Here is a 13,409-nt window from a genome sequence, read left to right as displayed (position 1 = left end):
TTATTGGGAACGGCGTGCGCGGATCTCATCATGGCCTGGCTGCAACAGCAGTCCACTCGCGAGAGGCCGGATACATTTATGCAACTGGAATCGTCATCGGCGATGTCGCGAACCCTTGCACGGACGGGGCGGACCATACATTTTTTGCGGCGACATCCTTCAGGATCGCGTTGTCGAGCATCTGCTCGGCCAGGAGCTTCTTCAGCCGGGCGTTTTCGTCCTCCAGAGCCTTCAGGCGACGGGCGTCGGACACCTCCATCCCGCCGAACTTGGCCTTGAATTTGTAGAACGTCGCTGCCGAGATGCCGTGCTTGCGGCAGACATCCGCCGTCTTCGCACCGGCCTCCTGCTCCTTCAGCATCCCGATGTTCTGCTTCTGTATTCGGTGTCCTCCAGTCAAGGCGTGACGTTCGATGCAGGTTCTTTGCTTCTGTTCGCGGTCGGCACGCAGCCGCCGGCATGACGGTGTCCGTGGGTCCGATCGGTTCAAAGCTCTTCGGCGTGCTCGGGAAGCGGCAACGACAGATCATGCGAACTCGTCCGGACCCCGCCCTGCATCGAGCGCTCGCTATTCCGTGGACAGCTCAGCCTACGCTGCCGACCAACGGAAATCCTGTTCGTCAACCCACATGCGGTGAAGGGTGACTGCCATTCGTCTGGCCAGGGCGACCTTCGCACGTCGGGCACCCTGTCGATTGGCAATCTTCATTGCCCAAGCCTTCATGCTCGACCATCGGGTCGTCGGGCGCAGGATGACGTTTGCCGCCTCGAACAAGGCCGTTCGCGTCTCACTGTCACCCACTTTGGTGATGCGACCGACCCTGTCGACTTCTCCAGACTGGTATCTTCGCGGTTTGAGGCCGAGAGACGCACCGACCGATCTGGATCGGCGGAAGCGCTGGGATCATCGATCGTTGCCCTGTAGGTGAGCGCGGTGACGGGTCCTGGTCCCACGTCATAATGCCCATCTCGCTACGCTATTGAAAGACAAGGGTCTTCTGATCCGAATCTGATGATGGCGGCCCCTTGGAGCACAACTTGATCCGCTCGATCAGATGCGAATCTTCGATATCTCCTCGTTTGATAGCCCAAGGTGCGCCCATGCAATATTGCTGGGCAGGGATGATGCCGGCGCGAATCTGGCGAAGGACCGTCGCAGGGCTCAGATTGAGTATGCTGGCGGCTTCAGTCAACGTGACCTCGCCGCGCTCGGCCCATTCGCCATCCCTGTAGACCGCGATGTCGTGTGTATTGCGGAAGCCCCGCACACGCGACTGTGTCCATCCATTCGATCGACCTGTTCGCTTTCCCATCCGGTTGAGCATGCCAGCAATGGCCTTGTCAGGCATCATTCGTACGCAGGCGCGGATCAACTCCACCGTCTCAGGCTCGACGGACCACCGCGTCTGACCCCGCCGGTTCTTTCTCACCGTCAGGCTGGTGTGATCGCCACCCTGCCAATGCAACAACAAATGAATCTGATCACCCTCGACCTGTGCCACGATCTCGCGCAACACGACCCGGACGATACGTTTGCGCGTGACGGCAGTGGCCGCCGGATGATGCCAGGCGGCCTCCAGGTCGGCCCCCATTTGCAACAGACGCTGGCGCTCCTCGACGCCCAAAGCTGCCGGCCGCTGTCGCAGCAGGGCCTCCAATTCTTCCTCGAGAGCGCGTACGCTCGCGAGCGCGCCATTCCACCGCCGCTCAAGTTCGCCAGCTACCAGACGATTGTCGGGGTCGACCGTGTCATACTGTCGGTGCGCCCTGGTTGCCTCATATCGCGCCTGTTCGAGCGCCAACTCGATCTGGCGCTGTTTTTCGCCAGACTGGTGCTCGCACTGTGTGATCGCTTGGATGGCCGCTTCAACGCCGAGCGGCTGCAGCAACCGCACGATCTCGACACCCACCGCTTCGTCGACGCGCAGTGCGCCGAACGAGATACAGGGATCACCGCCAGGGTTGCTTCGGGTGGCATCACACTTATAGCGGCCGACATCGCCCTTGGTGCCGTTGTAGCTGACGAGCAGGCGGCGGCCGCAATGGCCGCAACGCAGCAGGCCCGCGAGCAAAGCCTCCCCCTTGCGCACCGGCCCGCGCACCATCATGCCCTTGCCGTTGGCATTGTCTGCGATCAGCCGTTGGTTCCTTTCAAACTCTGCCCAGGACAAATAGCCTTCGTGATGGTCGACGAGCAAGACAGCCCAATCCGAGCGATCTTTGCGACGGCCGCGCATGATTCGCTTGCGGCCGTTTTCGATTATCGTTCGACTTCCGGTTCGGCCAAAGGCGTAAGCGCCGGCATAAACAGGATTGGTGAGAAGATTGCTCACCGTCGCATAGACCGGAAGCTTCCACAGCACCTGCGGTTGTCCGGAGTTCTTGGAGTTGAGGTACGGCAGCACGATCTGGTCGCTTCGAAGCGACAAGAACACCTGGCGGATGCTTTGCATTTCGGCAAAGCGGGTGAAGACCAACCCGATCGCCTCTCGCACACGCAGGTCTGGATCCATTTCGATCTTGTCGCGGCCCACCTTCATATAGCCGACAGCTACCGTGAAGAAGAGCTCGCCCCGTCGTGCCTTCTGCTTCAAGGCTTCCATCGAACGGGCCCGCAGGAGCGACAGTTCGAGTTCGCTCATCGTCCCTTTCATGCCCAGCAATAACCGATCGTTTGGATGGCGTGGTTCATAGATTCCATCCTCATCGACAATCACCGTGCCAACCAGTCCGCAAAATTCGATCAGCGTGTGCCAGTCGCGTCCATTGCGCGCCAGACGCGACACTTCGATCGCAAAAACGGCACCGACGCGGCCTTCACAGATCGCTGCCAACAGCTTCTCGAAGCCCGGACGACTGACGCCCGACCCCGAGCGGCCAAGGTCGTCGTCGATGACTGTCACATCCGCCCAGCCAAGAGCATGGGCACGGTCGGCAAGTCCATATTGACGCCGCCGGCTCTCATGATTTGTTGGCAAGCTGATCGACGGTGGATTGCCGAATGTAGATGAAGGCGCCGCGCGCCAGGTGGTCAGACGTGATCTTCATCGCCGGCCTCCGTCACTGCGGAGACGCTGAGTGTTTCCGACAGCAGCGCGCTCACCAGTGGCAATAGCTTCGTCCGCTCGGACGCTGCTACCAGTACTGGTGAGGTCTTGGGCACGAAGAGATCGAATTGGCGGTGACAGGGTTGCCGTTGCTTCATGCTTGTCTCCTCCTTCGTGACGGGAATCGTCCTGCAGCAAGGTTAGACAGGCATCGAGCTCAAGACGAAGTTCGTGCAGATACGCCAGCGGCAGACGGGGACGCTCCGTCATCATCATCGCCTCCGCTTGATCTTCCGTCATCCAGACCGGCAGATGCGCCAGGGTGCCGTCAGGCTGGCGGATGGTCAGACTGACCTCGTCACCACGACGATTGCGCCCGGCAACAGTAACCGTTTCCCCGTAACGGGGATGGAATCGGTAACGGATAATCGTCTCGCCCGACTGATAGCGGGTATTATGAAGCTGTTGCCCCTATGCCAGGCATGGTCATGAGGCGACGGCAGATGGGATCCACTCGAACCGCTCTCAGGACGAGCCGGTGCAGATCCGCCAGGTTCTCGCGCAGACACCTGCGCATCTGCAAGAGCGGTTCAAAGATACCCAGCAACAGCCGATCCGCTCCGACTAGCTGTCGAACCCTCGCCTCGAAACGAACGCGCGTGACGGCGCCAATCTTTAGCCCCAGGGGACGCAACAAGCCTCGGATGACCTGCTCGTTGGCAGTGGCCGCCCTGACGGCAGCCTTGCGCGCGGCGGTGAGCGTGCGCAGCCTCTGGCCGGCAGCGGACTTCAGATGAACTGCCTTGAACCAACCTGTGCGGACAATCTGTGCAATCCCCTGCGCGTCATTCCGGTCCGTCTTCACCGTCATCGCGCCCAGAGCCGCTTTGACATGTCGACTCTCGAGACACACGACAGGGAAGCCCTCGTCGACCTAGTGTCCGCCGATCCATTCCGATGTCGCACCGGCTTCCAAGCCAACGCGAACTAGATCGTCCCGCCATCGCTGAAGTGCAGCCGTCACGGCATCCGGGTCACCGAGCACCTTTCCCTGCCATAGCATCTCGCCGGTCTCGGCGATAACGCAAATAGCTACAGCGTCGAGTGAAGTATCCAGCCCTGCATAAACGCTCATGCCGATCTCCTCTTGCCAGGTCGGCTCTGCAGACAAACGTCATGATCCGAAAAGCGGCCAGGCGTTCAACGAGCTGAACCGAATACCCCATCTCTTCCGTGAACCGCGAGGGTCGCATCGTCCGTCTCCGTGATCGACGGACTCTACCCAAATCTGGAGGAAGTTCAGGGTCTCAGGTCACAAACGAAGCCCAAATCGGTGAGACACGATAGGGGCTCGGGCCAGGCGATCATTGATGCGCTGCTTGAGGCGTTCAACGGTCTTGCGGCGTCGAATAAGCCCCCGGCCGGACCCGGGCGCTGGCTGGATCAATGGAAACGGCGGCCGGTACGCGGGCTCAAAAAAACATGCAGCATCATGATTTCGGTCTGCGCAGGCTATCAGAAGCGTTTCCTTCATTCCGAACGCCATCGTTAGGCGCCCTGCCATAGGTTTTCGAGAGCGTCTTTTCGGCATCCAATTTGGCGCGCAAGAGCGCCATGACCATCGGCCAAGTCGAAAATTTCCCGTCCCGAGCGCGGTCCGTCAGGCTACGCAAATAACCGCCGGCGCTGTTGATCTGATCAGCGCGCTGATAAATCGCGGCCACCGTGATCGCCGCCTGCCGTTCGCCCAGAACCTCGTTGGCCTCCCGCCAGGCGCTCTGGCTGATCCCCAACATGGGCCGGACAAGCTCGGCCGCGGCCAGGAAATCCCGCCAGTGGCCAAGCTCGCCGCTCTGGGCGAGCTCCCGCATGTTCGGGCAGGCGGACAGCACGATCTCCAATGGCAAATCCCGCTTTGGCTGGCTCCGCAGATTGTCAGTACCTTCGGCGCTGCAGCCCGCTTCCTTTCTTTCTCCTGTGCCGCTTTCAGATTCAGAATTGGAGTCTGGGTTTGAATTCTGTATGTGGCGACCGAAATGGGACTCATTGGCGTCCGTATTCCATGAATCCGCAAACGATTCCAACGCGTCACGGATCTCACGCCATAGCACCTCGAGCTCTTCACAGATGCTTTCGACGAGTTGACGTGGAGCAGAGCGCGGCAGACGGCTGCTAATGGCCTGGTAGTTCTGCTGCACCCGGTCCCAATTGCCTGGCACGCCTTCCTCGGTGCCGGTATCGATCAGCTTGACAATATCCCGTCGCAAGAGCGTCAGTCGTTCCCTTGCGAGACGGAATGCGCGCTTCTCGGCCTGGGCGGCATCCGCAATGTCCTTGAACTCGGCTGCCCGCGCGACGATCGGCGACAGATCGAAGCCGAAGGCCTGCTCGATCTTGCCTCCCCGACCTTTCCTTGCATATCGCTTTCCATTAGGACTGTCCCTGCGAATGATCAGACCGCATTCGACCAGAACGACGAGATGCCGGCGAAGCGTTGTAGGCGGCATGCCATTGGCGCGCGCCATCAACTGCTCGTTCGACGGCCAGACAATAAGATCGCCATCACCCGTGAGAACCGTCTCCTGGTGGAAGGACAGCAACGCGTTCAGAATCGCCAGAGCGCGGTCCGTGGCGCCGAGGAGATCTCGGGCCTCTCTGATATGCTGAAAAGTCTGCCACTTGTGAACGGCGGCATCCTTCGGTGCCGCTCTTGCCTTCACCTGGCTCGCAATTTGGCCAAGCGTCATCGTTCGCCGCCCAAAGGGCGTCGTCGCTATATGTCCCGTCATGGTTCTGCCCTCTAGCTTTTGGCAAAGCGAAAGCGCTCACCAAAATGGTGTCAGATCTCCTCATGGAGACTCTTGACTGACTTGAATCGCGGAAGTTGACCGTGAAATCGCGGAAGTGAGATTCTCAATGTCACCCAAGCGAACGCGAAAGGCTTCTGAGAAGTTGTCTCAGGGCCTCCTTTTTTTACCGCATGCTACCTCTATGTTTGTTGCGCTATCCTATGGTTTTCGGCCGAGACCGCCCTCCAGCGCTGAAATTATCCCCTCGCCCTGGCGGGCGGAAAACCTGTGTATTAGCATTTGCAGCTCTTCCTCGACGGAATCGCCAAACGCCGGCGCATATACTGTCACAATAGAGAGCTTGATGTCGCCGCCGGAGAATGTCGCCTTGCCGACTACTTTTTCGGCTAGACCCTTAATCTCCTTCTCGCTGCGGCACGGCGGCGGCGGCGGCTTCTTCACCCGCTCAATGGCTAACTTGTTCTGGCCTTAATCTAGATGCTCAAGCACATTACTGTCCGAATGTTTGGCGTGCAGCCGGAAAATGGCGTGCAGCAGAAAGAGATGATCTGACGAGCGTCACCACCTCTGACATTATTCGACCACTTATTTCCCAGGCATCGCGCTGACCCCGGGAAAATCGAACTTTATGGAATATGAACGAGACATCTTCGGTCCCTATCGCAGCAACGGACTGGCACCGACTGCATTTTTCTCGAACAGCTGTGCGCCAAACGGTACGCAAGGTAGGCGCCCGTCGTCTTAGCAATGCCGCCCTTGAAATTCGCTCCGGCCAGACTCTGCAATGCTCGCCATCTCGCCGATGCGGCAGAAGCCTCAGTGCCTCGGCCGTCCGATGAGCCGCAAACAGCTCCCGACGGCCTTTGATCTGTGCCAGCGTATATACACAATGGTTGGTTTCAAGGCGGACAGGGACCGGGCCCTTCCCATCGTTGGATATGAGCTCGAGTGTCGATTCAGGAGTGGAGGCCAGTCGTGAAACCTCGTGAATCATGAAGTTCCGAAGGCTCCTCCGTGCGTTCAGCGGATACATCTGTTGGCGCCGCGCCTGCAGATATTCGAAGAGAATGTCAGCATGCCGAACGATCTTGTCGGCCGGATTCACGTTCTGCACTCTGGTTGCCGCAAGCACAGCCATTGTCGATTTGTCCTCCGTGTCGGTCTAGATGCGACATGTCGGCCCTTACCCAGAAATAGCTAGGACACGATTCTTCGCCCGCGTCCAGTGGATTAAGGTTAACAGCAGGTTGAAGCATATCGTTGTGACCGGGGCAGACTGCAGGCGCTCAGGCTTGACCGGTTTGCCTAACGAGATCTGGGAAACGTCCAAATCGGCTGTTGTTGCGGGTTTATGCCGAGGGGAGTTGTCACGTTATCGAGCGGTGATCGAACTGCCCCAGACAGGCAACCGCGCCCGGCACGGCTGTCCAATGCGCTATTGCGCGGATGCGGTGAATGTGAGTGGTCAGGGCGGATCGTTTTTGATGCGGGGTGACGAAGAGATTTCTGAGTGCCAAGAAGATCGAGATAAATCGCTGCAGGCTAGCCACTGAACCGTATCGAACTGCGGACCAAAGTACCCATCATACGGAGCACGCGTGACGCCGTGTAATGCTAGGCCGGCCACAGCGCGGTTTGCCCGATTGCCGGTTAGGGAGAGGGCGCTAAGGAAACACCATGAAATCCATTGGTGAAGGCGATGACATTCGTGCGCCCAGGGACTTTTCTAGCCAGCTTCAAGGCGGCTTCAACCGCATTGGCTCCGGTCGGTCCCGTAAACTGACTCTTATAGTCCAGCTTCCGAGGCTACAGTATTTTTTTCTTGAACGTCTCGATAAAGGATTTCTTGGATGTCGAATAAAAATCCAATGTATGGTCAATCCCATTCATGGAAACATAGCGTAGAAGCGCCTCATTCATGGTGTTATTGTTATGCCCATAGTTTAACGACCCGCAACCCGAAAGGAAGTCGATATATTTTTCGCCGGAGGACAAAGTGACAATCGCGTTCTCCGCGGTCTCCAGTTCAAACGGGAAAAAACGGCAGTAGGATCGAACATCCGACTCGCATTCTTCGTAGGCTCTAACTTTTTCGACTGACATTTTCCGGCTCCGCCAAAGCACTCAATCGAAGTACGACTCCATCTCGCCTTGTCGCTTTACGTCTAACGTCGCGCAGTGATAACCGCCGCCCATCATCCTGGCGTGGCGTAACTTCATCGGCGCCACATCGAGGCCTTTGCTCTCCAAGAGCTTGATCAGGGGCAATTGGTCACGATCGATCACCACAAGTTCAGGGCTTATGCTGAAGAGGTTCATATCTATCCAGTTGCTGCCGATCCACCGCGACAGATAAGCGCTTTCAAGCCGATCGACGCACACCATAGGTGGGGTCAGAACAAGAGCTGTGCAGAATCGTACGCTAAGGTCGAACGGATATGAACAGATCATGCCGCCCGTCGGATTGGTGCCGGCAAGCGAAGCGATCTAAAGCCTTCGGGCATCTGGTGCTCAGAATCCCAGGTGTAGCTGCCGATGAGGTTAATGTGTTTCCCAACTGAGCGGCGAGACGTGTTTGAGCAGGTCATTCGGGATAGTCCGACCCGCCATGCGCAGGTGCGTGGCTGCGCGGTCAAGATAGACGGTGTTCCAGTGGACGATGGCGCTGACGACGAGATTGAGACCGGAAGCGCGGAACGCCTTGCTCTCGAATGACCGGTCACGGATTTCTCCGCGCTCGTGGAAGAACACCGCGCGCTTGAGCTTATGCGCTGCCTCACCCTTGTTGAGGCCGGGTTGGCACCGCCGGCGCAAGGCCGGGCTCGAATACAATTCGATCATGAACAGTGATCGCTCGATCCGGCCGAGTTCCCGCAGCGCCTTGGCCAACTGGCTTTCCTTCGGAGACGCCGAGAGCTTCTTCAGGATTGTCGAGGGGACGACGGAACGCGTCGTGATCGACGCCGCCAGGTGTAGCAGGTCATCCCAAAGATCAAGGATCAACGCGGTGTTGATCGGTGCGCCGATGTGGTTCGTCAGCGCCGTGTAGGCGTCGCCTTTCTCGAATGTGTGGAACTTTCGATCTTTGAAGTTGCGTAGCCGCGGCGCGAAGCGTTTGCCGATAAGGGCGAACAGCCCGAAGACGTGATCGCTCGCGCCGCCAGTGTCAGTAAAATGCTCCTGCACATCCAGGATCGTATCCTGGTCGAACAGGCCATCGAGCACGTAGGCCGCTTCGCTTTCAGTGGGGCTGATGGGCAAGATACTGAAATAGCCGTACTGATCCGACAGGTGGCTGTAGAATTTCGATCCCGGTTCGCTGCCATAGTGCAGATTGACGTCACCGCGTTTTGCCGCTCGGTCGCTCGCACGGAAGAACTGTCCGTCGGACGACGCGGTCGTTCCGTTGCCCCACAGATGGGAATGTGGGTGACCGGTATGTGCGTCGGTGATGCAGGCCTGAGCGGCGCGATAGGTTTCCGATCGGGCATGGAACGTGCGCATCCAGCCAATCTGATGGGCGCTGATGCCCTTGGCGGCGCCGGCCATCCGCTTCGGACCGAGATTGGTTGCATCGGCCAGGATGCCGGCCAGCATGGCAGAGACATTCCGTGGGGCGTCGCCTGTGCGGACATGTGTGAAGTGATTGGCAAAGCCCGTCCAATTATGCACTTCCCTCAGGAGATCAGGAACTTCGACCAGCGGATACATCTCGCTGATCTCTGCGTTCAGTTCTTCGGCTGCCGCAGGAACGTCGCCGACGGTCGGCGTCACGATCAGCGATCCGGCCTCAACGCGAACACCCTCGATCCTACCAGCGCGAGCGCGATAGGACAGGCGCTTCAGATTGAAGTCCAGCACCTGCTTTACTTCGCTCAGCCAGGCGGCGACGTCACTGCCCACACCCAGGCCAAGCCGATCATCTTCCCTCATCGTGGTGAACGTAGATCGCGGCATGAGGTGCTCGTCGATCGGGCGGAACGAGCGGCTGCCCTCTACCCATATATCCGCCGAGCGAAGGCGCTCGCGCAATGCGGCGAGCGTGGCGATCTCATAGAGCCGGCGATCAGGCTTCTGCTGCCCAAAGATCAGTTTCCGATCGGTTGGACTGAGATGGGTGGTCGGAACACGCTCGGGCAGTGCACGCTGTCCCTCCGAATGAAGCCTTCGGAGCATCGCAATGGCTGTGAGCAAGGAGTCGTGGCGGCGCGCTGAACGGAACGTAAAGGTCGCCAGGAACGCCGTCGCGTATTTGATGACGCCACTATGCTGCTCGGCCGCCAGGACCAGCGGGGATGCCTCATTTTCCTCGACCATTGCTGCAATGCCAGCCGACCTTCTGGTCGACCACCTCAAGTGCGTCCTGACCCCGATCGTTGGCCGATTGCAGCGCCGACATCGTATCGAGGAAAAAGACGCAGGGCCTTGGAGGTGTCTGTCCGATGGTCCATGTGCCGCCGGTTCTTGCGGCTGTGCGCCTGGGAGAACAGCCGCCCGATGAGCTTGATGAACATCGTCACGGCGTCATCGGTTAGCTTCTCGCCGAGCTTGATCACCTGCGCGGCGATCAGGGCGTGACGACGGCTCGCATTGAAGTCGTTGGCCAGCCACGCCGGCGTGGCATTGCCCTCGCGGACCATCTGGTCCCACCGCCCGGAAGGCACGCGCGCCCGTAAACCGGGATCGATTCCAAGCGTGCGCAGGAATGTAATCCGCTCGGTCAGTCCTATCAGATTTGAAGCCGCGGGCGCTTCCGGCGCCGACCGCAACCAATGGAAGCGGGTCTGACTGATCGCCGCATCAACCTCGAGCAGCTTGTCGAGCGCCTGCAGCTTCTCAGGGGCCAGACCTTCGATAAGCGCTTCCTCCGCGCGGCGGCGAGCTATGGCACGAGCCGCAAGACCCATTCGCTCGATGATCTCTGCCGCGGGCAACAGTGCTCCGCGTTCTCGCAGCGTGGCAACGATGGCATTCACAATCGAAGCGCCGCTGTCGGACATCGCGGCCGCCTCCACTGCCGTCAACAGCGCGGCGCGACGATCCTGAGCTGTCGCGCTTCTGACGCCGAGGCAGATCATCAGGCGCGCAATGTGATCGCGACGCGTTTCTTCCCGGCGGGCATAGGTTGTGAACACAGTGGGATCGGCGCCGATCTGGTCGGCGACATATTTCAGCATCGCGCCGGGCGGAATTTCGCCTGCCGCCAGCACCCGACCTGGATGTCGCATCACGCAAAGCTGAACAGCGAAGCCGAGCTTATTGTGCTCGCGCCTGCGCAGGTCGATCTCGAGGCGATCAGCCGCGGACAATGAATAATGTCGGATCAGGCTGTCCTCATCAGCCGGAATATCGAAAAGCTCCCGTCGATCCTGAGCCCCGAGAATCTTGCGCCTGGCCACTGCTCAAACTCCGCACACAACACCAACTGCCGCTGAATGTTGCCGAGCAGACTGGATGTGGAAATAGCAGCTATCCTGCTTCCACGGTTTTCCACTGGGATCAGACGGCGCGCCCCGGAAATCGCGAGACATAAGCAAACCCGGTTCACGCTTCGTTCGTTCTTAGCGTACGAGGCCTTTATCAAGCAGAGACAGCAATCCCCTTGCAGTACGCGGTGTTTCATGGGATTCTTTGACCTGATCCGAAGGAGATGAGAATGCCTTGAATCGATGCTTGCCCTTTCCAGTATCCGGACCGTTGAAGAGATGATCGTGGCCTTCGGGGATGAGCAGCATTGCCGTCGGTTGCTGGAAAGCATGGTGTGGCCGGATGGTCGGATTTGCCCGGCCTGTGGTTACAAGCGTTCGATCGCGCTTGCTGGTCGCGATACCGGCAAGCGGCGTGCGCGACCGGGTCTCTATCAATGCTCCAGCGGCGATTGCCGGTTCCAGTTCACCGTGACGACCCATACCCCGCTGCATTCGACCAAGCTGCCCTTGCGTGTCTGGTTGAAGGCCATGTGGCTGCTGCTGCAATCGGATAAGGGCTTGTCCTCGGTACGGCTCGCCGAGATCCTTGGAGTGAGCCAGCCGACGGCCTGGCGGATGGGTCACGCACTTCGGCTGATGGTGGCGCGGGAAAACATGCTCGACGGCACGGTTGAGATCGATCATTTCCATCTCGGGGGAAGTCCCCGAAAGCGGCCGGATGACCCACCTTCGGGACGGGGCCGGAAAGGTCAGGCGAATACGGAGAAGGCGCCGGTTATGGCGATGGTGCAGCGGCCGACCGACGTCACGCCCGGCGCTCCGGCCGGTGACGCGCGTGCCGCGGTCGTGACCGGTCTCTCAGCGCGAGCAAGCGAACGCGTCATTGAAGCGCAGATCGAATCGAGAGCTCATTTGATGAGCGACGAGTGGAAAGCATTCATGGCCATTGGTGAGAGCTTTGCCAAGCACGAGACCGTGAAGCATTCCAGTGGTGAGTATGTTCGCGACGCCGTCCACGTCAATTCGGTAGAGGGCTTCAACTCCCGCGTCCGCCGTACCATCGCCGGCGTCTTTCATCATATCAGCCCGCAGCATGCCGACCTGTATTTCCACGAGGTTGGCTTCCGATGGTCACAGCGCGTGGTGTCCGGGAGCGCCGTTCGGAAAACCCGGCATGGTCGAGAAGTCTTGAGGACCATCTGGTCGCGCGTGCCGCCGGCGCTGCAGCTACTGAGCGTCTTTCGCGCCGCCACGGGGCGTCAGATGCGCCGAAGCCTGGGTGGAGGAATCATCATCAAATCTACCGTAGCTGCCTTTGGTTGATAAAGGCTGCGTACGATTCTGCACAGCTCTTGTTCTGACCCCTATTGAGGTCGGCGATCCGTCTCAGCGCCGCCTGACTGGGGATCGGCGAGTCCCAAGCCTACAATCGCCTTCCAACAATGCCAGCCTCATCAATTACGGCGAGAGCTACCGGTCCGGGGATCGCATCAGCCTCTCCGTCGCCAAAAGAGCTGTTCTGCTTCATCCGCAATCGACCTCAACGCCCCGCGTCGGAGCGCTCTCTGCTTCTGAAGGAAGCCATCAGGTCCGCTCGGGCTTGATCGGAGGCTTGCCTGATGGACGTTGTGGTTGCTTCGCTCGGCTGCCGTCCCACGGCGAGGCTTTGCGGATTCTCAGTCCTCTGCCTCTTCGCCGGTCTCAACAGCGCTGTGTAGTGTTCAGTGTTGATGATGACGCCCCCGGTGTTGCTCCTGTCAAGTGTACTCGTCAGCTCGCCCTGGGCCTCGGGCGACTTGCTCAAGTGCTGGTCAAACGGCGCTGGCGCGACTTGTCGGGCTTGCTGCTCTTGCAACACGGCTTGTTGCGACCCGGCTGCTGCAAAAGCTTCCGCGGGGATTGCGGCAAGCTCGTGCGGCAAGCGGCCCTGCCTCAGTCGGTTTTGCAGCGCCTGCCGGTCGGCAACGAGGTCGTCGAGGTGCAGCGGCCGCTGCCGTTCCGGCCACTCTTGGTTCGCCAATCTCCGAACCAGCGCACGCGTGCCGCCCACCACGAAGACGCCGCAATCAACACCGTTGTTCTGCTGCGCCATGACGGGTGTCACCACGGTGGTCGCGTCCAGT

Annotated in this window: 9 protein-coding genes and 6 pseudogenes; 1 reads left to right on the top strand and 14 read right to left on the bottom strand. The window is 59.4% G+C overall.

From position 1 onward, the window contains the following. Positions 1-136: 136 nt before the first annotated feature. The 13 genes and pseudogenes from AC0L2Y_RS33885 to AC0L2Y_RS33825 all read right to left on the bottom strand — a co-directional run. Positions 137-361 (bottom strand): annotated as a pseudogene (locus tag AC0L2Y_RS33885) (transposase); the annotation flags it as partial. A 228-nt stretch (positions 362-589) separates the two neighbouring features. Next, positions 590-951, bottom strand: a pseudogene (locus AC0L2Y_RS33880) (transposase); the annotation flags it as partial. 26 nt (positions 952-977) lie between these two features. Continuing rightward, a complete protein-coding gene (locus AC0L2Y_RS33875) occupies positions 978-2,903 on the bottom strand; it encodes a recombinase family protein (RefSeq protein ID WP_473562241.1) in 1,926 nt (641 codons plus the stop codon). Positions 2,904-3,031: 128 nt separating this feature from the next. Beyond that, entirely contained in the window at positions 3,032-3,205 is a 174-nt protein-coding gene (locus AC0L2Y_RS33870) for a hypothetical protein (RefSeq protein WP_473562240.1), read from the bottom strand. A 296-nt stretch (positions 3,206-3,501) separates the two neighbouring features. Further along, positions 3,502-3,966 (bottom strand): annotated as a pseudogene (locus AC0L2Y_RS33865) (IS110 family transposase); the annotation flags it as partial. A 15-nt stretch (positions 3,967-3,981) separates the two neighbouring features. After that, complete coding sequence (locus tag AC0L2Y_RS33860) at positions 3,982-4,182, bottom strand: hypothetical protein (protein WP_473562239.1); 201 nt, start codon at positions 4,180-4,182, stop codon at positions 3,982-3,984. 355 nt (positions 4,183-4,537) lie between these two features. Further along, positions 4,538-5,836 carry a plasmid replication protein RepC gene (repC, locus tag AC0L2Y_RS33855; RefSeq protein WP_473505953.1) on the bottom strand — a complete coding sequence of 433 codons (1,299 nt, stop codon included), beginning with the start codon at positions 5,834-5,836 and terminating at the stop codon, positions 4,538-4,540. Between the two features lie 219 nt (positions 5,837-6,055). Further along, positions 6,056-6,298 carry a hypothetical protein gene (locus AC0L2Y_RS33850; RefSeq protein WP_473505955.1) on the bottom strand — a complete coding sequence of 81 codons (243 nt, stop codon included), beginning with the start codon at positions 6,296-6,298 and terminating at the stop codon, positions 6,056-6,058. Positions 6,299-7,224: 926 nt separating this feature from the next. After that, positions 7,225-7,419 (bottom strand): annotated as a pseudogene (locus AC0L2Y_RS33845) (hypothetical protein); the annotation flags it as partial. Positions 7,420-7,507: 88 nt separating this feature from the next. Continuing rightward, positions 7,508-7,597: a hypothetical protein gene (locus AC0L2Y_RS33840; RefSeq protein WP_473562238.1), complete on the bottom strand. Its 90-nt coding sequence runs from the start codon at positions 7,595-7,597 to the stop codon at positions 7,508-7,510. Positions 7,598-7,663: 66 nt separating this feature from the next. Beyond that, complete coding sequence (locus tag AC0L2Y_RS33835; RefSeq protein ID WP_473562237.1) at positions 7,664-7,960, bottom strand: hypothetical protein; 297 nt, start codon at positions 7,958-7,960, stop codon at positions 7,664-7,666. A gap of 21 nt (positions 7,961-7,981) precedes the next feature. Further along, positions 7,982-8,176, bottom strand: a complete 195-nt coding sequence (locus tag AC0L2Y_RS33830; RefSeq protein ID WP_473562236.1) for a hypothetical protein — start codon at positions 8,174-8,176, stop codon at positions 7,982-7,984. Positions 8,177-8,304: 128 nt separating this feature from the next. After that, positions 8,305-11,256, bottom strand: a pseudogene (locus tag AC0L2Y_RS33825) (Tn3 family transposase). A 270-nt stretch (positions 11,257-11,526) separates the two neighbouring features. On the opposite strand from AC0L2Y_RS33825, the gene AC0L2Y_RS33820 reads away from it, so the two are divergent. Beyond that, a complete protein-coding gene (locus AC0L2Y_RS33820; RefSeq protein ID WP_473562235.1) occupies positions 11,527-12,609 on the top strand; it encodes an IS1595 family transposase in 1,083 nt (360 codons plus the stop codon). A gap of 217 nt (positions 12,610-12,826) precedes the next feature. On the opposite strand, the pseudogene AC0L2Y_RS33815 reads toward AC0L2Y_RS33820, so the two are convergent. Further along, positions 12,827-13,409 (bottom strand): annotated as a pseudogene (locus AC0L2Y_RS33815) (Ulp1 family isopeptidase); the annotation flags it as partial.

The organism is Mesorhizobium sp. WSM4830, from assembly GCF_055811495.1.
This window is presented reverse-complemented; position numbering and strand designations above follow the sequence as displayed.

Coding starts and splice junctions, on each gene's coding strand:
- AC0L2Y_RS33830 (WP_473562236.1), bottom strand. CDS start 8,176: ATGAACCTCTTCAGCATAAGCCCTGAACTTGTGGTGATCGATCGTGAC.
- AC0L2Y_RS33820 (WP_473562235.1), top strand. CDS start 11,527: ATGCTTGCCCTTTCCAGTATCCGGACCGTTGAAGAGATGATCGTGGCC.
- AC0L2Y_RS33835 (WP_473562237.1), bottom strand. CDS start 7,960: ATGTCAGTCGAAAAAGTTAGAGCCTACGAAGAATGCGAGTCGGATGTT.
- AC0L2Y_RS33870 (WP_473562240.1), bottom strand. CDS start 3,205: ATGAAGCAACGGCAACCCTGTCACCGCCAATTCGATCTCTTCGTGCCC.
- AC0L2Y_RS33860 (WP_473562239.1), bottom strand. CDS start 4,182: ATGAGCGTTTATGCAGGGCTGGATACTTCACTCGACGCTGTAGCTATT.
- repC (WP_473505953.1), bottom strand. CDS start 5,836: ATGACGGGACATATAGCGACGACGCCCTTTGGGCGGCGAACGATGACG.